Source organism: Candidatus Ornithobacterium hominis, assembly GCF_900538215.1.
GTDB classification, from domain to species: domain Bacteria; phylum Bacteroidota; class Bacteroidia; order Flavobacteriales; family Weeksellaceae; genus Ornithobacterium; species Ornithobacterium hominis.
In genome coordinates, this window is sequence record NZ_UNSD01000002.1 from 188,172 (window position 1) to 207,398 (window position 19,227).

At 37.0% G+C, this 19,227-nt stretch carries 20 protein-coding genes; 13 read left to right on the forward strand and 7 right to left on the reverse strand.

Annotated features, from left to right (window positions below):
• Positions 1 to 66: 66 nt before the first annotated feature.
• The 5 genes from nusA to D5J18_RS01120 all read right to left on the reverse strand — a co-directional run bounded on the left by nusA (position 67) and on the right by D5J18_RS01120 (position 4,654).
• The gene (gene nusA / locus D5J18_RS01100) at positions 67 to 1,302 is read right to left on the reverse strand and encodes a transcription termination factor NusA (RefSeq protein ID WP_119057176.1); all 1,236 of its coding nucleotides are present in this window, start codon (positions 1,300 to 1,302) and stop codon (positions 67 to 69) included.
• Positions 1,303 to 1,310: 8 nt separating this feature from the next.
• Positions 1,311 to 1,769, reverse strand: coding sequence for a ribosome assembly cofactor RimP (gene rimP, locus D5J18_RS01105; RefSeq protein WP_119057177.1), 459 nt, complete (start codon positions 1,767 to 1,769; stop codon positions 1,311 to 1,313).
• A gap of 131 nt (positions 1,770 to 1,900) precedes the next feature.
• Positions 1,901 to 3,292 carry a pyridoxal phosphate-dependent decarboxylase family protein gene (locus D5J18_RS01110; protein WP_119057178.1) on the reverse strand — a complete coding sequence of 464 codons (1,392 nt, stop codon included), beginning with the start codon at positions 3,290 to 3,292 and terminating at the stop codon, positions 1,901 to 1,903.
• A complete protein-coding gene (locus D5J18_RS01115) occupies positions 3,271 to 3,594 on the reverse strand; it encodes an MGMT family protein (RefSeq protein ID WP_119057179.1) in 324 nt (107 codons plus the stop codon). Before D5J18_RS01115 ends, D5J18_RS01110 begins: the two co-directional genes overlap by 22 nt.
• A 55-nt stretch (positions 3,595 to 3,649) precedes the next feature.
• Positions 3,650 to 4,654, reverse strand: coding sequence for an NAD(P)H-dependent glycerol-3-phosphate dehydrogenase (locus D5J18_RS01120; protein WP_119057180.1), 1,005 nt, complete (start codon positions 4,652 to 4,654; stop codon positions 3,650 to 3,652).
• 269 nt (positions 4,655 to 4,923) lie between these two features.
• Here D5J18_RS01120 and D5J18_RS01125 point away from each other — a divergent pair, with 269 nt between their 5' ends.
• From D5J18_RS01125 to D5J18_RS01155, 7 genes are read left to right on the forward strand one after another with little or no spacing between them, the layout of a single operon-like run.
• Positions 4,924 to 6,339 carry a lipopolysaccharide biosynthesis protein gene (locus D5J18_RS01125; protein WP_221407259.1) on the forward strand — a complete coding sequence of 472 codons (1,416 nt, stop codon included), beginning with the start codon at positions 4,924 to 4,926 and terminating at the stop codon, positions 6,337 to 6,339.
• The gene (gene dut / locus D5J18_RS01130; protein WP_119057182.1) at positions 6,336 to 6,770 is read left to right on the forward strand and encodes a dUTP diphosphatase; all 435 of its coding nucleotides are present in this window, start codon (positions 6,336 to 6,338) and stop codon (positions 6,768 to 6,770) included. Before D5J18_RS01125 ends, dut begins: the two co-directional genes overlap by 4 nt.
• Positions 6,771 to 6,773: 3 nt before the next feature.
• Positions 6,774 to 7,580: a lipoprotein insertase outer membrane protein LolB1 gene (gene lolB1, locus D5J18_RS01135; protein ID WP_119057183.1), complete on the forward strand. Its 807-nt coding sequence runs from the start codon at positions 6,774 to 6,776 to the stop codon at positions 7,578 to 7,580.
• A gap of 9 nt (positions 7,581 to 7,589) precedes the next feature.
• Complete coding sequence (locus D5J18_RS01140; protein WP_119057184.1) at positions 7,590 to 8,951, forward strand: murein hydrolase activator EnvC family protein; 1,362 nt, start codon at positions 7,590 to 7,592, stop codon at positions 8,949 to 8,951.
• A 41-nt stretch (positions 8,952 to 8,992) separates the two neighbouring features.
• Positions 8,993 to 9,193, forward strand: coding sequence for a Sec-independent protein translocase subunit TatA/TatB (locus tag D5J18_RS01145; RefSeq protein ID WP_119057185.1), 201 nt, complete (start codon positions 8,993 to 8,995; stop codon positions 9,191 to 9,193).
• Between the two features lie 11 nt (positions 9,194 to 9,204).
• A complete protein-coding gene (locus tag D5J18_RS01150; RefSeq protein WP_119057186.1) occupies positions 9,205 to 10,311 on the forward strand; it encodes a DUF4837 family protein in 1,107 nt (368 codons plus the stop codon).
• Complete coding sequence (locus D5J18_RS01155; RefSeq protein WP_119057187.1) at positions 10,308 to 10,913, forward strand: DUF4254 domain-containing protein; 606 nt, start codon at positions 10,308 to 10,310, stop codon at positions 10,911 to 10,913. Before D5J18_RS01150 ends, D5J18_RS01155 begins: the two co-directional genes overlap by 4 nt.
• A 48-nt stretch (positions 10,914 to 10,961) precedes the next feature.
• On the opposite strand, the gene D5J18_RS01160 is transcribed toward D5J18_RS01155, so the two are convergent.
• Both D5J18_RS01160 and D5J18_RS01165 read right to left on the reverse strand, forming a co-directional pair.
• Positions 10,962 to 12,446 carry a PLP-dependent transferase gene (locus tag D5J18_RS01160; protein ID WP_119057188.1) on the reverse strand — a complete coding sequence of 495 codons (1,485 nt, stop codon included), beginning with the start codon at positions 12,444 to 12,446 and terminating at the stop codon, positions 10,962 to 10,964.
• A gap of 2 nt (positions 12,447 to 12,448) precedes the next feature.
• Entirely contained in the window at positions 12,449 to 13,597 is a 1,149-nt protein-coding gene (locus D5J18_RS01165) for a trans-sulfuration enzyme family protein (RefSeq protein ID WP_119057189.1), read from the reverse strand.
• 146 nt (positions 13,598 to 13,743) lie between these two features.
• Between D5J18_RS01165 and D5J18_RS01170 the strand changes: the two genes are divergently transcribed.
• From D5J18_RS01170 to recJ, 6 genes are all read left to right on the forward strand, one after another.
• Positions 13,744 to 14,070: a nucleotide pyrophosphohydrolase gene (locus tag D5J18_RS01170; RefSeq protein ID WP_119057190.1), complete on the forward strand. Its 327-nt coding sequence runs from the start codon at positions 13,744 to 13,746 to the stop codon at positions 14,068 to 14,070.
• Positions 14,070 to 15,290, forward strand: coding sequence for a 3-phosphoshikimate 1-carboxyvinyltransferase (locus D5J18_RS01175; RefSeq protein ID WP_119057191.1), 1,221 nt, complete (start codon positions 14,070 to 14,072; stop codon positions 15,288 to 15,290). The genes D5J18_RS01170 and D5J18_RS01175 overlap by 1 nt, the downstream gene beginning before the upstream one ends.
• A gap of 236 nt (positions 15,291 to 15,526) precedes the next feature.
• Complete coding sequence (locus D5J18_RS01180; RefSeq protein ID WP_119058813.1) at positions 15,527 to 16,051, forward strand: DUF4136 domain-containing protein; 525 nt, start codon at positions 15,527 to 15,529, stop codon at positions 16,049 to 16,051.
• Between the two features lie 72 nt (positions 16,052 to 16,123).
• Positions 16,124 to 16,678, forward strand: a complete 555-nt coding sequence (locus tag D5J18_RS01185) for a DUF8457 domain-containing protein (protein ID WP_119057193.1) — start codon at positions 16,124 to 16,126, stop codon at positions 16,676 to 16,678.
• Positions 16,679 to 16,682: 4 nt separating this feature from the next.
• On the forward strand, positions 16,683 to 17,354 hold the full coding sequence (gene rsmI, locus D5J18_RS01190) for a 16S rRNA (cytidine(1402)-2'-O)-methyltransferase (protein WP_119057194.1): 672 nt from the start codon (positions 16,683 to 16,685) through the stop codon (positions 17,352 to 17,354).
• A gap of 161 nt (positions 17,355 to 17,515) precedes the next feature.
• The gene (gene recJ, locus D5J18_RS01195; protein ID WP_119057195.1) at positions 17,516 to 19,219 is read left to right on the forward strand and encodes a single-stranded-DNA-specific exonuclease RecJ; all 1,704 of its coding nucleotides are present in this window, start codon (positions 17,516 to 17,518) and stop codon (positions 19,217 to 19,219) included.
• Positions 19,220 to 19,227: the final 8 nt, after the last annotated feature.

Sequence of the window (19,227 nt, forward strand, 5' to 3'; positions counted from 1 at the left end):
TTTATATCAACGTGCAAATTTAACAAGAATTTTGCACTTTTTCTTTATTCTATTCTTTGTTTATAATCATTCTTCAAACTCTCTTGCGAGAATTGTCATAATGGCCTCTACCGTTTCTACCTCTAAATCAGCTTTTTCTACAATATAATCAACATCTTGAGCTAAAACACTTTTAGCTGTATCTAAGCCAATCTTGTGCAATGATTCGATCACCCAATCATCAAATTCTTCAGAAAACTCAATCAATTCCACATCTTCCTCCTGGGGCTCATCTCGGAACACATCAATTTCTTTGCCGATTAGCTGAGAAGCCAACCTCACATTTGAGCCTTTTGCACCGATAGCCTTAGAAACTTGGTCTGATTTCACATAAACTTTCACCTGTTTATTCTCTTCATCTATCTCGATGCGAGAAACCTGAGCTGGACTCATTGCTCTTTGAATCATCAACTCTTCATTATTGGTAAAATTAATCACATCTATATTCTCATTCCTCAGCTCACGCACAATGGTGTGAATTCTCGAGCCACGCATTCCCACACAAGCTCCCACTGGGTCTATTCTATCATCATAAGATTCCACTGCCACCTTTGCTTTCTCGCCTGGCATTCTCACCACTTTTTTGATGGTAATCAACCCATCGTATACCTCTGGAATTTCTTGTTCAAAAAGGCGTTCCATGAATACAGGTGACGTACGCGAAAGTACAATCTGCGGTTTGTTCCCCTTCAAGACAACTTCATGAATAACGGCTCTCACTGTTTCTCCTTTCTTGAAGAAATCAGAAGGGATTTGCTGCTGCTTGGGCAGAATCATTTCATTTTGCTCATCATCAACGATGATAACGTGATTTCGCTGGATGTAATGTACTTCGCCGCTCACGATTTCACCTTCTAACTCTTTAAATTTTTCATAGATATTTGCATAATCATGCTCAAGGGTTTTCATTTTAAGGTTCTGGCTCAAGGTTAGAATTGCTCTCCGCCCTAAATCTTTAATCAAAACTGGCTCAGAAACCTCCTCCCCGACCTCAAAGTCTTCCTCAATCTTTCGGGCATCAGTCAAAGAAATTTCAGCACTTTCATCTTCCAATTCATCATCTTCTACCACCACCCGATTGTGCCAAATTTCCAAATCTCCTTTGTCTGGATTTACAATAATATCAAAATTCTCATCTGAACCATATTTTTTTCTCAAAACTAATTTCAGAGAATCTTCCAAAATGGCCATTAAAGTAATCCGATCTATATTTTTTTCATCCTTAAATTCAATAAAGGATTCTATTAAAGCTTGATTGTCCATAATTTTTTTTAAATCTCTAATTCTACCGTTGCTTTATTCACTGCTTCATATGCAATTTTTTCCACCTTTGTCACCGTATGTTTTCCTTTACCTAGCGGTTTTTTCTCTCTTTGTTTCCATTGCAAAGTAATGCCTTCTTCGTCTGCTTCTATCAATTCACCTTTAAACTCTTTTCCATCTGTTTTCACCTTCAACTTTCGGCCAATATTTTTTTTAAATTGGCGAGGAATCTCTAGCGGGCGGGTGGCACCAGGTGAAGAAACCGTCAAAGAAAAATCAGCCTCATCACGATCTAAATTATGCTCAATGTGTCTGCTAATACGCACTACCTCATCTATTGGTAAGCCTTCATCTCCATCCACCAAAACTTCAATGTGATTTTCTGTATTAATTTCCCAATCTACTAGAAACAAAGAAGGATTTTCCTCCAACGCTTCTTGTATCAATTGTTCTACTTTTTCTTTCATACCAAAATCTGTAATAACAAAAAAAGAGCTTCGGTAGAGGCTCTTTTAGTGACTTTTTATCGCTAAATTGTACGCAAATTTAGTGATTAATTTTTTGAGTACCAAATTATATTTTTTTAAGGCTTATTTTTTTATTCCATTGAATCTAGAATTTTATCAATATCTGATTCTGTCGTATCTGGGTTTATAAAGCAGAAACGCGCAACACTTTCTGTTTTGCCATTGCTCTGCCATTGTGTTGGCGTTACGAAAGCAAAGTTTTTGCGGATGTTTTCATACGTCCATAGCTTGTATTCTTCTGCTGACCAACCTTTTCGCCTAAACAAAACGCAGCTCAAGCCTGGCTCTCTTACTAATTCTAAATTTTCTCTCTGCTCAATTTTTTTTGCAGCAATCTGGGCTAATTCTATTCCTCTTTCAATGGCATTTTTGTAAACCTGTGTTCCGTGCATGGCCAGCGAATACCATAGCGGCAAACCACGGACACGCCGCGTCAACTGAATTTGGTAGTCTGAGGGGTTAAATCCTTGTGCTCGTGGGTCATCAAAAATTTTAAGATAACTTGCATGTTGCGCATGAGCTTCTCGTGCCAATTCTGGTTTTTTGTAGATTACCGCTCCGCAATCGTAAGGCGAGAAAAGCCATTTGTGCGGGTCGATAGTAATACTATCAGCTTCCTCTATCCCATTAAATAAGTGCCTCACGCTGTCTGCTGCCAAAGCTCCTCCACCATAAGCTGCATCGACATGAAACCACAGTTTTTTCTCTTGACAAAATTTAGCCACACCTTTTAAATCATCGATGATCCCAGCGTTGGTAGTTCCGCCTGTTGCTACTACTGCAAAGATTCGCTCTTTGATTTCAGATGGCAGTTCTGCCCATTTTTGCTCTAATTCCTGTTGCGTCATTTGCTCTTCTGTCTCTACTAGTATGACTTCTGCGTCTGTCACTTTTGCCATGGCTTTGATAGAGGAATGTGCGCCAACGCTAGTCAAAATCATGCCTTTCTTAGTTTGATTTTCTAGCTTGTTGCTTCGCCAAGCTTCTCTCGCAGTCACTATTGCTGATAAATTTGCCGCCGTTCCGCCTGAGGTGAAAACGCCAAAAGCTCCTTCTGGTAAACCAGTCAAAGATACCAGCCATTTCATCGCTTGACTTTCTGCAAAAATACCTCCAGCTCCCTCTAGCCAATACGCCCCGTGGATACAACTTGCCGAAACTACCAAATCAAACAAAACGGCTGCTCTCGACGGCGCTGCTGGCACAAATGCCAAATGCCTTGGGTGGTCTATCGTTGTGCAAGCTTTTGACAGAATATTCTTCCATTTATCTAAGGCTATTTCACCTCCGATTCCTTCTTCGGTAATGGTTTCACCGACCAAGTTAAATAATTCTTCCTCAGATTGAATTTCACCCAGGAAAGGGTCTGTTGTAGTGATTCGATTGATGACGTATTTCATAATATCCAACGTCATTTCTACGGTATCTAAATCGATATTGTTTAATGCTGTTCTGGTTGCCATAAATATTTTTTAAAGTCTATAATTTGATTGTTTTCAACTTTCACTCCCTCTTTTTTCAATCTTTTTTCCATCAAATCAGGGGTTGCAAAATGATGTCTCCCTGTGAGTAAACCCTTTCTATTCACCACCCGATGTGCTGGGACATCGGGTAAACCGTGACTGGCATTGAGTGCGTAACCCACCACTCGGGCAGATTGTGGGGCGCCGATGAATTTAGCTATGCTCCCGTAGGTGGTTACTCGCCCTAGCGGAATTTGCCGTGTAACGTCGTAAACTTTCTGATAAAAGTCTTGCTCCTCCATTTAATGATTTTTTGTTTATTTTTTTTAAGCCTTAAAAAATTTTCAAATTAAGCTTTTAGTCTATTTTTTTCGTTAATTTCTTAAACTGTTTTCGAGGATTTTTTTCTTGATACAAAATTTTATGCACAGTTTCTAAAATCGGTAGATTCAAGCCATTTTCTTCTGATATTTTGAAGATACCTTCAGTGGCATAATAGCCCTCTGGCACCATATTCATTTCCATCAAAGCTGATTTCACGGTGTAGCCTTTGCCAATCATATTGCCAAACATTCGGTTGCGGCTAAAATAGGAATATCCTGTCACCAATAAATCGCCTAAATAAACAGAGTTATTGATGTTTCGGTCTATAGGGCTAATGATTTTCAGGTACTCTTCCATTTCTCGAATGGCATTACTGAGCAAAACGGCGATGAAATTATCGCCATAATTAAGTCCATTGGCAATGCCAGCAGAGATGGCGTATACATTTTTCAGCACGGCGGAATGTTCTGTTCCATAAATGTCATCACTCGGGGTAACTCGCACAAAATCAGACTTCAAATATCGTCGGCATCGGTTCAGGTTTTCTCCGTTTTTGAATGCTAAAGTGATATAGCTTAACCTCTCCAAAGCTATTTCTTCTGCATGGCAAGGGCCCGCAATTACACCAATGTTTTCTTCTGCTACGCCATATTCTTTCATAAAATAATCTCCAATGATTTCACAAGATTGAGGAATTAATCCTTTGATGGCTGTGATGATGATTTTATTTTCTAAACTAATTGTCAACGGCTTCAGCGTTTCTAAAAGATAAATCGACGGGACTACAAAAATGATGATATCTGACTGATGCACAAGCTGATCGATGCTCGTTGTGAGATTTAGCCGCTCTACATCAAACGCTACGGATGAAAGATAGTTTGGGTTTCTTTTCTCTTGTTTAATATGATTTTTTAACGTTTCGTCTCGTACACACCAATTCACGGTAGCAGCATTTTCTAGTAGCATTTTCACCATTGCTGTCCCAAAACTTCCACTGCCGACTACGCCAATGTTTTTATTTTCTATACCCATCGTCATTTTTACAAATATAATATCTAAATTTACATTTTATTTTTCAAAATTTTCAAAGCCTTAAAAAATTTCCATGTGTTTTTATCATAATTTCACGTGTTTCACTTCATGATTTCGTAGTTTATTTCAAATTACCTTTATGAATTGTCAAAAAAAAAACAATTGCTGCTCACCGTTTTTCTAAGGCTTAAAAAAAATGATTGTCAAATAAATTTAAAGAATAGATTTTGCGGAATGAGAAAGATGAATGATTTTTGTAATCTCAAAGAGTTATTTTGTACAAAAGATTAATTAGCGAAACTATCATTTATGGCATTGGGGCGGTTCTGCCTCGGGTCATTACTTTTTTGCTCAATCCATTTTATTTTGAGCACATCAACGTGGCAGAATTTGCTAAGTTCACTAATTTGTACGCCTTAATTTCTTTTGTGAATATTCTATTGACTTTTGGTTTTGAGACGGCTTTTTTTCGATTCGCAAAAGATAAAAGTGAAACCCAAAAAGTTTTTAACACTTCATTTTGGTTTTTATTTTTCAATGCCTTTGTTTTTATTTTATTGATTTTAGTTTTAAGAGAACCCATTGCCCAGTTTTTAAATTATGAAGAAAACCCTGAGTACATCACTTGGTTTGGCTGGATTGCTTTTTTTGACACGCTTTGTGTGATTCCATATGCGTGGCTTCGGTTCAGGAATAAAGCGGTGGCGTATTCCGCCATTCGTGTAGGGCAAATCACGATTCAGACGCTTGCCGTTATGTTACTATTTTTGGTTATTCCTTACTCGGTATCCGCTTCTTTTGGTTTAAATGAGAAGGTCGCCTTTCCTTTTTTCAGTAATTTGATTGGTAGTTTAGCAGGAATTCTGATGCTATTACCGATTGGTTTAAAGCTAAAAATTCAGTTTGACTATGGTTTATTCAAGAAAATGTTTCGTTTTGCTTACCCCATTATGATTGCGGGTTTTGCTTTCATGGTCAATGAAAATTTTGATAAAGTAGTGCAGCGTTTCATCGTCTCTGAAGTAGAAGCGGGCGCTTACGGTGGCTGCTATAAACTTGCCGTGCTGATGACACTTTTTGTCACGGCCTACCGCATGGGTGTAGAGCCTTACCTCTTCAAGCAAATGGAGGCCAATGATGCCAAAATCAAATATGCGCGCATAACGGAATACTTTAGCATTGTAGCTTCCATCATCGCTTTAGGCATCATCACCAATTTATCTTGGCTCAAAAACTTAATCATTACCGACCCTGACTACCTACTGGCCATCGACATCGTCCCAGTGATTGTGATTTCCAATTTATTTTTCGGGATTTATTACAATTTATCTACGTGGTACAAAGTGACAGATAATACCAAAATCGGAAGCTACATCTCTTGGGCCGGCGCAGGCATAACGATTATACTCAATCTCGCCTTAGTTCCTTTCTTAGGATTTATGGTTTCGGCTTGGGCAACGCTGGTTGCTTATGCGGTAATGATGGTGATTTCTTACATCATCGGGCAAAAAAATTATCACATTCCTTACCGTAAAAGAAAAATTTTATTTTACTTAGCACTTGTAATTATTTTTTCAATGATTAGTTATTTAGGCTTTTCACAAAATTTATGGGTAGGGAATTCATTGTTTTTTATTTTTTTAAGCCTTATTTTTTTCATTGAAAAACAAACGATTAAAAATTTATTATGAAAATCAATATTATCAACAAATCGCAACATCCTCTACCAGAACACAAAACTGCGGGTGCTGCTGGACTTGACTTAACTGCGAATTTAGAATCACCAGTCACTCTAGAGCCATTGGAAAGAGCTTTAATCCCGACTGGTTTATTTTTAGAAATCCCGCAAGGTTTTGAAGGGCAAATTCGCCCACGCAGCGGTTGGGCAATCAAACACGGCATCACTTGCCTCAACTCACCGGGTACCATAGATTCCGATTACCGAGGCGAAGTGAAAGTGATTTTAGCGAATATTTCTGCTGAAAAATTCACCATAAATAATGGCGATAGAATTGCCCAATTAGTAATTGCCAAGCACGAAACAGTTGAATTTAATGCAGTAGAGGAATTAGAAAACACCGCTCGTGGCGAAGGCGGATTTGGTAGCACTGGAAAAAGGTAAAACATGAAACGTAAATTTATATTTCTCTACGGATTTTTTGCTTTTTTCTTATTCTCTTGCGGAATACAGAAAAAAATTGTGAAAGCTAGCGGCGATGTTGTAGAACAATCTGTTCAGCAATTTTGGAATAATTACCAAAAGCAGCTTCCCGATTTCAAAGCCATTCAAATCAAATCTAAATTAAACGCAAATATTAATAAAAAAAACATCAATGTAACGCTGAAACTCTACATCGAAAAAGATAAAAAAATATGGCTCAACGCTTCTATGTTGGGCATCACTGGAGCTAGAGCCTTGATTTCCCCTGCTGGTGTGAAGGCTTATGAAATTCTAGACCGCACGTACATTGATGAGGATTTGAGCTATTTGAATGAACAATTCAATGTAGATTTCTTTGATTATGAAAAAGTTCAGCAACTTCTACTCGGGCAAGCTCCTCTACTCGCAAGTCTACATAATTATGAGTTTACGGCCAATGAGGCTTCGGGCGAATATGAGCTTTCCTATAAAAAAAATAAAGCCTTAAAAAATTCTAACAAAAAAGGAGAGTATATTCATTCTTTCTTTTTTGATACTAATTATCGTCTGAGAGTTATCAAAATTCAAGATACGCAAAATCAAACGGAAATCATCGCCAACTACAGCGAATGGCAAAATCTGCAAGGCATGAATTTACCTTCAGTTGTTAAAATTTTGATAAACAGCCAAAAGCCTGGGGCAATTGAATTAGATTATAATAATTTTACTTTTGAAGAAATGCAAGCTCCTTTTAAAATCCCGAGTGGATATTCTAAAAGAGAGGTAAAATAAATAGATTTTATGAGATATTTTTTGCTTCTGTTTTTTAGTTTTCTTTTTTGCTCTAGCCTAAATGCGCAGTACAACAAAGAAAAGCTTAGAAAAGAGAGTCGTGCCTTGCAACAAGAAATTGCTCGACTCAATAAGAGTTTGAATCAAAGTAAATCTGAGTCGAAAAAATCTATTTTGTACATTAAGCAATTAGAGGATAAAATCAAGGCACAAAATGAATTACTAAAAACAACCGCAAAAGAAACTCAAGCTCTGAAAGATGAAATCTATCTCTCCCAGCTTCAAATCAATAAGCTAAAACGTGAATTGTCTGAACTCAAAAAAGAGTATAAAGATGTTTTGGTCAACGCTTATAAAAATAAGTCTTTGCATAATAAAATTCTTTTTATTCTCTCTAGTAAAAATTTTACTGAGGCTTTCAGACGAATTAAATACTTAGAAAAATACTCGGGCTACCAGAATGAAAAAGCTGATGAAATTAAGCAAAAACAAAAGGATATTGAGCTGACAATCAGCAAAAGAGAAAAAGCTAAAAATGAGAAAGAGATCTTGCTGGCTCAGAGAAATGAGCTGAAGAAAAATTTAGAAACTCAAAAGCAAGAACAAAATAAAGTTTTACAAGAGTTTCGTGCCAATGAATCTCAAATTGCTACCCAAATAGAGGCTAAAAAACAAGAAAACAAGAAATTAGAAGGGCAAATTGAGGCCATAATTCAAGAAGAGATCAGAATTGCTCGAGAAAAAGCGGAGGCAGAACGTAAAAGAAAAGAAGAGGAGGCTCGCAGAGAACGAGAACGCTTGGCAAAATTAGAAGCAGAACGTAAAGCTAAAGAAGCTCGGGATGCTGCTGCTAATAAAACTGAAGCGAAAAAAGAAGTGCCTAAAACTGAAAAAGAACCTGCAAAAAAAGAGGAATCAGAAAAAACTTATTCTTCTACAGCTGAAACGGAATCGCTGTCTAATAGCTTTACAGCCAATCAAGGGCGATTGCCTTGGCCTGTTGCCAGCGGCGAAGTTGTAGGTGGATTTGGACGCCAACCGCACCCAATCCTCAAAAATATTTATGAAAATAACGCTGGTGTAAAAATCGCAGCCGCAAAAGGAACGCAAGCTCGTGCAGTCTTTGAAGGAGTGGTGCAAGAAGTGATTTTGGTGCAGGGAGGGAACAAGGCGGTTATGATTTCACACGGAACATACTTTACCGTTTACAATAACTTGAGCCAGGTAAGTGTTTCTAAAGGGCAAAAAATTTCTACCAAACAGAGTCTTGGGACGATTTATACCGATAATGACAATAACACCATTTTGGATTTCCAAATCTGGAAAGGAACAGTAAAACAAAATCCAGCTGCTTGGGTTATTGGTATGTAATGATTATTTTAATTAACTTTGAACCATAAATAATTTAAAAAATGATTTCAACTATATTTTTAGGCGCATTTGGCCCTTGGCAAATTGCTGCCCTAGTGATTTTAGCCTTATTGTTATTCGGTGGTAAAAAAATTCCTGAGCTGATGAGAGGTTTGGGTTCGGGAATTAAAGAATTCAAAGATGCAACCAAAGAAGACGAAAAATCAGAGAAAAAAGAGGAAATTAATAATCCTAATCTTTAAATTTTTCTCGTATGCACTTGTTCAATAAATTAAGCTTTATTTTTTTTGCCGCTTTATTGATTTACGGGTGCAAAAAAAAATCGAATCAAGAGCAAGAATCTTCATACCGGCCTGATTCTAGTGGCCCCATTAACTTGGTTTCCGTTTTTTCGGATCCTCTTTTATATGACAAGCTAGAGCCAGGCTTAAATGATACTTTGCTCTTTGGTAAAGTTTTTCCAGGCTTATATTACCCCCCTGAAGTGATGTTCGCTACTCGCCCATTTAGTATGGGTGTTTTTGATAATTTTAAACGGACACGCTTAGTTTTAAAAATAGAAAAAGGTGCTCCTAAAATTGAACTATCAAAAGATAAATACGCTAAACCTCAAGGCTTTGTAAATGTTTCTGGTGAGTCTAACGAACAAATTCTTGAGTTGCTTTATCAAAACCAAGATTCAATTTTAGACCTTTATCGCTGGGCAGACCGCACATTTTTATTGCAAGGTTTCAAAGAAAAAAGTAAATCAACCCCGCAACTGGAGAAATTAGGAATTAATCTACTGATCCCCAATGACTTTAAATTAGCTGAAGAAAATAAAAACTTTGTTTGGTTTAGAAAAGATGAAGTCAACACCGTGCATAACAGGACTGCTAACAATAATATTGTAAATCATAGTTCTAACGATATTTTGAATATTTTAGTTTATAAAGTTCCTTTCAAAAAATCTGATTTAGAGCTGCTGGATTTAATTAAAATTAGAGATAGTGTCAATGCTAAATACACCAAGGGAGCCCGCGAACCAGAATATCAGTACATTGGCGTAGACTCTATCAAATTATTAGTTTCAGACTTTATACAAACCGAGCCCGAGCCTGTTTTACGCGATTTTTTTGACTTCAAATTAATTCAGAATCAAAATAAGCAAAAAACTTATGAAAGCCAAGGTTGGTGGTCTATGTCACTATCTCAGATGGGCGGTCCATATACGACCAAGGTCATCTTAGACACAGAAAATCAGGAACTCTACATCGCTGATGCAATTCTATTTGCACCGCTCAATCAAGGAAAAAGCAAAAAAAGAGATTACCTTACGCAAATGGAAGGTTTATTCACTACTTTTAAAATTCTGAAATGAAATTAACTGAAAAAGCTTGGGGGATTTTTGAACAATGCATCGCAGACTATCATCAAACAGATAGTGTCAATGCTAAAATTCAAAATCCGTATGACTCTTCATCTTTCGAGCATTTATTGTATCGAAAAAACTGGATAGACACAGTCCAATGGCATTTGGAAGATATTATCCGAGAGCCCAAAATCAATCCTGAAGAAGCTTTGAGAATAAAGCGTTGGATTGATCAATCTAACCAAGAAAGAACAGATACCGTAGAGTACATAGACAGTTGGTTTCTAAATAGATATAAGAATGTGAGTTTGCTTCCCAATGCTAAAATTAATACCGAAAGTCCTGCTTGGGCGATGGATCGGTTTTCTATTTTAGCCTTGAAAATTTATCATATGAAAGAAGAGGCAGAACGAGACGATGCTTCTGCTGAACATCAAGCAAAATCTGCTGAGAAACTCCATGTTTTGTACGAACAAAAACAGGATTTATCTACCGCGATAGAAGAACTTTTAGCTGACTTAGCTAGCGGATATAAAAAAATGAAAGTTTATAAACAAATGAAAATGTATAACGATGAAGAGCTCAACCCTGTTCTGTACAAGAAAAAATAAATTTTTATAATTAAGAAATAATAAAAACTTAAAAGCCTCTGAGAGATTTTATAAATTTTTAAAAGCTTTTAAAATTTCTTCAATGGGTTCCACTCCTACAGAAATTCGCAACAAATTCGGGTTCAAATCGTTTTTTTCTAAATAATCAATACCTGCTTCCGTTTGCAACAAATCGTAATGCGCTAAATAAACGTACGCCATTGCCAGCGTAAACTCGGTGCCTAAGCTTGGTCCCTTCGCAAATGGCAACATATCGTAATACGCCCGAATATTCCCCTCAAAAACAAGCCCCAATAGTGGCACCCCTGGGATGCTGGTTTTTGCAATTTTCTTATAATTCTCTCGTGATTTCCCTTCTTGAACGGCATAAATTTTAGCTGTAAAATCTTGTTTTTTCAAAAATTCATAGAGCTGGTGTGCATTTTCAGCTGCTTGCTTCACTCGATTTTCATAACCTGAAATTTCAAATGCCAACCGCTCTACATCTCGCTGATACGGCAAAATCAAAAAATCTTCTGATGTTTGTAAAAAAGCTTTTCCTCTCTCAAAACTTGGGTTAACAATCACGGCTCCCATCAGCACATCTGCATTGCCAGAGGCAAATTTTGTTAAACTTTCTACCGCCACATCACAATACGGTAAAACATCAACTAAATAAGGCGTCCCAAGCGTAGAATCTACAATTAATGGGAGATGATATTTCAAACAAAGTTCTCTCAGCCAAGGCAAATCTACGCATTGCAACGACGGATTGGTAATTACCTCCGTTACCACGCAACTCAGATTTTGGTAATTGTTCTCCAAATAATTTTCTAGGGCATTTTTATCATGAACATTTAGCTGCACATAACACTCAGAATCATAGCTTTGTATGATTTCCTGAGAATCCAAATAAAGCCAACCCAGCTGTACAATTTTCCCATTTTTAGATTTATTTTGAAGTCTTAAAATAGTTTCTATTGCTGCAAAAACAGCATTAGTCCCACTATTGGCCAATAATACATCGCTAGGCTTGCAGCCATAAGCCTTTGCCAAACTATTCTTGATTTTATTAGGTGCATTTTCTGTTATAATTTCTTCTTCAAACCGATTTCTGATCCAATTTTTGTCACACAAAATATCTTCTGCCCTTCTGGAACTTACAATTGCACCAATGTTTCGAATAATTTTTTTTAAGGCTTTAAAAATTTCATCTTTTTTATTGATTTTCACAAAAAATAATCCCCATTTTTCTGAATAATCTAGCGGCTGAAGAATTTTATTTTCTATAATTTTTAAAATACGCTCATTAGGCAAAACAAAAATTTCAAATTCTGGTGAAATGACATTTTCTTCTCTAAACTTTAGAATAATTTGTTTCACAAAACCATTCACAAAAAAACGTGGATAGCCACTTCTCATTTGCTGGAGCAACGCCGGTTTTTCTTCCTCGTAATCAATAATATCTTGAAAAAACGGCAAAGAAACCGAAACCGCATGCGGATTGTCTTGCGGAATAAATTCACCTGTTGGTATCAATGGGAAATAATTCATTATCAATTTTTTAAGGCTTGTAAAATGTCTTCTTTTAAATCATCGGGATGCTCCAATCCTACCGAAAAGCGGATGGTTTTATTTGAAAAATCATTTTCTGCACCCGCACTTGATTTTTTAGAGGCGTGGCTCATCAATGATGGAATTTCCATGCGAGAATCTGACGTGCCAAAGCTTACTTTTTGCCCGATGAATCGAGTATTTTCCATCAAATTATGTGCTCGTTGCTCACTTTCCATTTCAAAAGTCAATACTGCTGGGGTGTATTTCATTTGCCGTTTCGCCAGTTCAAACTGCGGATGCTCGGGGCTACCCACAAATCTCAGGTTTGAAATCTGTGAAATTTCATTCAAAAATTGATAAATTATTCCAGCATTTTCAGCTTGTTTTTCTATACGAGTCACCAGCGTCGAAAGCCCCAGAGAGGTTATAAAAACGTCCATCGGAGACTGTGCTCTCCCCTGTGCATTGCAGTAATATTGTACTTTTTCGTTCCAAGCTTCATCTTTGCTCACCAAAACACCTGCCGTAATGCTACCGTGCCCAGAGACGTATTTAGTCGTAGAGAAAACTGAAAAATCAGCGCCCAAACTCAAGGGTTTTTGCGAGGCAAATGTCGCCATACTGTTATCTACGGCAAACAATGCGCCGTGTTTATGGCAAATCAAAGCAATCGCTTCTAAGTCCAAGACTTTCAGCCCGGGATTTGTCGGTGACTCACACAAGACCAATTTAACTTTATTTTCTTTCAAATGTTTTTCTAAATTTTCTAAATCAGAAAGGTCTAAAAAAGTTGTGTGAATTTTATTTTTTTCAGCCAAAACGCTCAACAGGCGAAACGTTCCACCATAGCAATCTTTTTCTACAATGATTTTTTCGCCGTGTGCTAAAACGCTTTCAAACAGCAACGCTACCGCTGCCAAACCTGTATTGGTGCAGCACGCACCGTTGCCTTCTTCTGCAAGGGCAAAAATTCGCTCAAGTGCTTGTCTTGTCGGATTTCCAGAACGTGAATAATCAAAAATTTCATCGCCATATTGTTTACTCAAATCAAATGTAGCCGTGTTATAAATCGGTAAATGTGTGGCGGCATAAGGGTCTTTGATGCCCGAATGTGCCGTGATATTTGCCAAAAGCGTTTCTAACTTCATGTTCCCAAAATTCGGATAAATTCATCTATTTTCATTATTTTTTTAATATTTTTTTAAGGCTTAAAAAATTTTCTAGGGGGAAAATCATTAGATAATGCTTTTTTTATTTACTTTTAAAATTCAAACTTTAATGTTAAATTTTTTTTATGTCGCTAAAACCGCTTCAAAAGCAAGTCGATGAGTGGATTCAGTCTCATGGGGTTCGTTATTTTAACGAGTTAACTAATATGGCTCAACTCACTGAAGAAGTCGGCGAAGTTGCCCGCATCATTGCTCGCCGCTATGGGGAACAATCAGAGAAAGAATCTGATAAAAACAAAGATTTAGGCGAAGAGTTAGCCGACGTCATCTTTGTGGCTATTTGCTTAGCAAACCAAACTGGTGTGGACTTGGAGGCTGCTTTTCAGAAAAAAATAGAGGCTAAAACGAAAAGAGACCACAATAGACATCAAAACAATCCTAAACTGAAATAATGTTGCACCTCTCTCACCCCAGTGCCGTCATTCACGGAGAAATAAATATCTCTGGGTCTAAAAGTGAAAGCAATCGTGGGTTGATTTTGCAAAAACTTTTCCCACAAATTAGATTGGAAAATTTGTCTAATGCTGATGATACGTTGCTGCTAAAAAAAGCTTTAGATTCAGATTCAGGCGAGATTGATATTCACCACGCTGGCACGGCCATGCGATTTTTGACAGCTTATTTTGCACTTTGTCAGGGAAAAAAAATTATTCTAAAAGGTTCCGAACGGATGCACCAACGCCCTGTTTACCCGCTCGTAGAAGCGCTACGAGAGCAGGGAGCTAAGATAGATTATCTGGAAAATGAAAAATTTCCTCCGCTACAAATTCAAGGGCAGCGTTTGAGCCCATCTAATTTCAGCATCCCAGGAAATATTAGCAGCCAATACATTACTGCTCTGATGTTGGTCGCAAGTCGATTTGCTAAGCCTTGTGAAATTTCTTTCACAACTGAGCTCACATCCCGCCCGTACTTGGAAATGACAGCAGCTCTTTTAGAAAAAATTGGTGTAAGGGTAAACTTTGAACCGAATGGCATTACCATTTATCCTACTCACGTTTTGCCCATAAATTTAAAAATCGAATCAGATTGGAGCTCAGCATCTTACTGGTTTTCAATGGTTGCTCTTGCAGAGAAAGCTGAGGTTAAGCTTCTTCATTATTTCCCCAACAGCCGCCAAGGCGATGCAGCCACTGGGAAAATATACCAACTCTATTTTGGCGTAGAAATGGAAGCTTCAGAAAATTTTATAAGCCTTAAAAAAATTCCTCACTTTCAGCCACCCAAAAATTTTGAACTAGATTTGAATGCTACTCCTGATATTGCCCAAACCATCGCTGTAACAGCAGCTGCAATGAAAATTAAAACGAAGCTAACGGGGCTTCGCACGCTCAAAATTAAGGAAACTGATCGCTTAGCCGCATTGCAATCTGAACTTCAAAAATTTGGCGTGGAAACAAAAATTACTGAGGATTCTTTTGAAATACTTTCTTTTTCTCAAGGCTTAAAAAATCCTGTAATAGAAACCTACAATGACCACCGAATGGCAATGTGTTTTGCTCCATGGGCATTGCGAGAAAAAATTTCAATCGCAGACCCCATGGTCGTGACTAAAAGTTACCCTAATTTTTATGAAGATTTAGAAAAAGTCGGTTTTATCATCAACCTATGAGAAAAATCTCTTTTTTTTGAAAAGAAGATTATTATTTCAGCCCCAAAGTTCATAAAACTACAATTGAGTAAAAAACACCTTCTCAAGCATGGCTATGGCAGCGAAAACGGCTAAAAACATTGCCTCTACGGATTTGAAAAAACGGGGCTTTTTCAAAAAAACAAATTAAAATATTAGTTTATTTTTTTGATAAGGAATAATTTTTGTTTGTCATTCAAAAAAAAACAATTTCAAACATGAAAACAATATTTTCCAGTCTTATTTTCTTTAGTTTTCTATGGCTAACGTCCTGTGGTTCAGTAAGTGTTTCTTCTGATTTTGATAGAAATGCTGACTTCAGCCAGTACAAAACTTTTACTTACCACCAAGAGGGTTTGGAAAAATTAGAAATGAATAGTTTAGACAAAAAACGTGTCGTGACTGCTATTGGCAAAAATCTAGCAGCCAAAGGTTTTACCCCTGTGCAAGATGCTAATGCTGCTGATTTAATTGTGAGCATTTCTGCCGCTAATAAGAACCGAGTAGTTGTAGACCGTTGGTATGACCCGTGGTTTTTCTATGGACCATTTTGGCAAAACCCCATGCAAACGAGAAATTACCGCGAAGGTACCTTAGTGATTGATTTAGTGGATGCTAAGCAGAATACGCTAGTGTGGCAAGGCATTGGAACGGGAATCAATTTAGACCGATTGGAGGAAAAATCGGTGGTGGTTCCCAAGGCGGTAGATGAAATTTTAGCAAAATTTCCTCCTAAAAAATAATTTTTTACGGTTTAAAAAAATCCGTTGAATTGACGGATTTTTTATCTTCAAACACTGAAATCATTTTTCCCTATGAATAAAAATTTAGATGAAATCAAAAAAGAATTAACCGAAGAAATTAAAAGTTTCGCTGCAGAAATTGCTCATGTGAATTCTTTCAATGGCTTACTATTACAAGAAATTAAATTGCGAAGTTGGTACGAGAAATTTATCGTTGTAAAATATTTAGACAAAAAACAAATTTCTGAATTTGATTTGGACTTAGCCACAGATTTGCCATTGGTTTCTCCTGCTGAAACGGAAAGAGAAGAAACGCCTGTTTTTCATCAATTGGGTGAGCAAAAAGAAGAGATTTTTGAGCGAGATTTAGAAGTTCCTCAGCCAGAGTCTAATTTGAATTTAAGTCCTATCCGATTGGATTTGAATGATAAAATTGCTTTTAGAGCACAGCTTTTTAAAGGAGATGGCGAGTCTTTAGATTTGGTACTAAAAACGCTCAATAGAATTAATGATTTGCCTTCTTCTCTAACTTATCTGAAGGAGCTGAAAAATGAGATAGGCTGGGAAAATCATGACGATGAATATTTAGAGCGACTAAGAGAGTTAATCGTCAAAAGATTTCACTAGGAAAATGGGGAAATTATTTTTAGTCCCAACACCAATTGGAAATTTGGCTGATATGACATTTCGTGGTGTTGAAGTGTTGAAAACGGTGGATTTTATCTTGGCTGAAGATACTAGAAACAGTGCTAAACTTCTGCAACATTATGAGGTTTCTACGCCGATGTACGCTCACCATGCGCATAATGAACATCAGCATACCCCAGAAATCATCAAACAGCTGAAAGAAGGGAAAAGTTTTGCGCTGATAACTGATGCTGGGACTCCGGGAATTTCTGACCCAGGATTTCTTTTGCTGAGAAATTGTATAGAAAATGAAATCGAGACGGAAGTTTTGCCTGGGGCTACAGCTTTTGTCCCAGCTTTGATCCAGTCGGCATTGCCCAATCATGATTTCTATTTTTGTGGCTTTTTACCAGTGAAAAAAGGAAGGCAAACCCGACTTAACCAATTAAAAGAATTGAAATCAACTTTGATTTTCTATGAATCTCCACACAAAATTGAGAAAACGTTGGGTGATTTCGTAGAACATTTTGGTCGTGAACGCCAAGCTTGTCTCAGTCGGGAGATTTCCAAAAAATTTGAAGAACACTTGCGTGGGACTCTCGGAGAACTATTGGGAATTGTAAAGAATACGAAATTGAAAGGTGAAATGGTGTTGAGCGTAGAAGGTGTTAAATAATTTTTGAAAGTTGAAGAATTTATTTAGACTTGTTTTAAGTTTTTATGACATTCATTTTTAGTCATTTATTTTATTTTTCTCAAAATTTTCCAAGCCTTTAAAAATTTCTATTAAATTAAATAAATTTTCTTTCCCATAAATTCCCTGTATCTTTACAAAATATGTCTAAACGCTGGGTTCTAAAATCTAAATCTTCATCCAATCAACTTCGGAAACTCCAAACTGAGCTTCATATAGAAGAAAATTTAGCACTTTTGTTATCACAGCGCGGGATTGATGATTTTGATTCTGCCAAGAAGTTTTTCCGTCCAAGTTTAGATGATTTGCATGACCCTTTCTTGATGAAAGACATGCAAAGTGCTGTAGAAAGAATAGAAAAAGCCATAAACCAAAGTGAAAACATCATGGTGTATGGTGACTACGATGTGGATGGCACCACCGCTGTTTCTTTGGTTTATCTTTATTTAAAACAAATTTACTCCAATTTAACTTTTTATATTCCTGATCGCTACAAAGAGGGCTATGGCGTTTCTAAGGATGGAATTGACTTTGCTGCTGATAATAATATTCATCTAATTATTTCGTTAGATTGTGGCATTAAAGCCAATGAGCAGGTGGAATATGCTCGCCAAAAAAATATTGATTTCATCATAGCAGACCATCACTTGCCTGGGGAAAACTTGCCTCGTGCCGTTGCTGTGTTAGATGCTAAACGGAAAGACTGTTCTTACCCATACAAAGAACTAAGCGGATGTGGTGTTGGGTTTAAACTCATCCAAGCTTTGAATACAAAATTTCATCTTGATAAAAAATTTCTGTATGCTTTGTTAGATTTAGTCGCTGTTTCTATCGCTGCCGATATTGTCCCCATCACTGGTGAAAATCGTGTTTTGGCTACCTATGGCTTGAAGGTTTTGAACAAAAAACCTCGCTTGGGGCTAGCCATGCTTTTGCCTCAAGAAAAGAAGGGTAATATTAATATTTCTGATATTGTTTTTGGTATTGCCCCCAAAATCAATGCTGCGGGTAGAATTCACCACGCGACTGATGCCGTGAAATTATTGACTTGTGAAAACAGCTTGACTGCGAGAAAATATGTAAGTCAAATTAATAAACTAAATACTCAACGAAAGAATATTGACCATAGTATTACAGACGAAGCCTTGGCTTTGCTCGGCAAAGAGACGGAAAAAAAGAATACAAGTATTGTCTATCAACCGCATTGGCATAAAGGTGTGATTGGCATAGTTGCTTCTCGGCTTACAGAAACTTATTACCGCCCGACGGTAGTTTTCACAAAAGGAGAAGACAATGTGCTGGTAGCATCTGTTCGTTCCATTAAAGGTTTTGATGTTTATGAAGCCTTAGAGGAATGCTCTGATTTGCTTGAGCGTTTTGGCGGGCATATGTATGCGGCAGGTTTTTCTATGAAAGAAGTTCATTTGCCTGAATTTCAGCGAAAATTTGAAAAAGCTGTGAGTAAAAAAATTAATAGCCACCAGAAGAATCCCTCCATCGAAATTGATACTGAAATTAGTTTCAAAGAAATTACCCCTAAATTTTTACGAATTCTTCATCAATTTCAGCCTTATGGCCCCGAAAATTTAAACCCTTTATTTTTAACCCAAAATGCTCTTTTTGCTGGTTATGGCAAAAGGTTAGGAAAAAACGGAGAGCATTTGAAGTTTGATCTATTTTCAGTAGATTCCAAGCAGATTTTTTCTGCAATTGCATTTAATATGGGAGAGCTTTTGCCTCGTATCAAAGAAGAGCTTTTTGATATTGTCTATAGCATAGAGGAAAATCATTGGCAAGGAAAAACGTATACACAACTAAATATTAAAGACTTACGATTTCACAATTAATTTTTTAT

Bases quoted from the DNA above. Each gene is read 5' to 3' on its own strand.
- nusA (WP_119057176.1), bottom strand. From the start codon at position 1,302: ATGGACAATCAAGCTTTAATAGAATCCTTTATTGAATTTAAGGATGAA.
- rimP (WP_119057177.1), bottom strand. From the start codon at position 1,769: ATGAAAGAAAAAGTAGAACAATTGATACAAGAAGCGTTGGAGGAAAAT.
- D5J18_RS01110 (WP_119057178.1), bottom strand. From the start codon at position 3,292: ATGGCAACCAGAACAGCATTAAACAATATCGATTTAGATACCGTAGAA.
- D5J18_RS01115 (WP_119057179.1), bottom strand. From the start codon at position 3,594: ATGGAGGAGCAAGACTTTTATCAGAAAGTTTACGACGTTACACGGCAA.
- D5J18_RS01120 (WP_119057180.1), bottom strand. From the start codon at position 4,654: ATGACGATGGGTATAGAAAATAAAAACATTGGCGTAGTCGGCAGTGGA.
- dut (WP_119057182.1), top strand. From the start codon at position 6,336: ATGAAAATCAATATTATCAACAAATCGCAACATCCTCTACCAGAACAC.
- lolB1 (WP_119057183.1), top strand. From the start codon at position 6,774: ATGAAACGTAAATTTATATTTCTCTACGGATTTTTTGCTTTTTTCTTA.
- D5J18_RS01140 (WP_119057184.1), top strand. From the start codon at position 7,590: ATGAGATATTTTTTGCTTCTGTTTTTTAGTTTTCTTTTTTGCTCTAGC.
- D5J18_RS01145 (WP_119057185.1), top strand. From the start codon at position 8,993: ATGATTTCAACTATATTTTTAGGCGCATTTGGCCCTTGGCAAATTGCT.
- D5J18_RS01150 (WP_119057186.1), top strand. From the start codon at position 9,205: ATGCACTTGTTCAATAAATTAAGCTTTATTTTTTTTGCCGCTTTATTG.
- D5J18_RS01155 (WP_119057187.1), top strand. From the start codon at position 10,308: ATGAAATTAACTGAAAAAGCTTGGGGGATTTTTGAACAATGCATCGCA.
- D5J18_RS01160 (WP_119057188.1), bottom strand. From the start codon at position 12,446: ATGAATTATTTCCCATTGATACCAACAGGTGAATTTATTCCGCAAGAC.
- D5J18_RS01165 (WP_119057189.1), bottom strand. From the start codon at position 13,597: ATGAAGTTAGAAACGCTTTTGGCAAATATCACGGCACATTCGGGCATC.
- D5J18_RS01170 (WP_119057190.1), top strand. From the start codon at position 13,744: ATGTCGCTAAAACCGCTTCAAAAGCAAGTCGATGAGTGGATTCAGTCT.
- D5J18_RS01175 (WP_119057191.1), top strand. From the start codon at position 14,070: ATGTTGCACCTCTCTCACCCCAGTGCCGTCATTCACGGAGAAATAAAT.
- D5J18_RS01180 (WP_119058813.1), top strand. From the start codon at position 15,527: ATGAAAACAATATTTTCCAGTCTTATTTTCTTTAGTTTTCTATGGCTA.
- D5J18_RS01185 (WP_119057193.1), top strand. From the start codon at position 16,124: ATGAATAAAAATTTAGATGAAATCAAAAAAGAATTAACCGAAGAAATT.
- rsmI (WP_119057194.1), top strand. From the start codon at position 16,683: ATGGGGAAATTATTTTTAGTCCCAACACCAATTGGAAATTTGGCTGAT.
- recJ (WP_119057195.1), top strand. From the start codon at position 17,516: ATGTCTAAACGCTGGGTTCTAAAATCTAAATCTTCATCCAATCAACTT.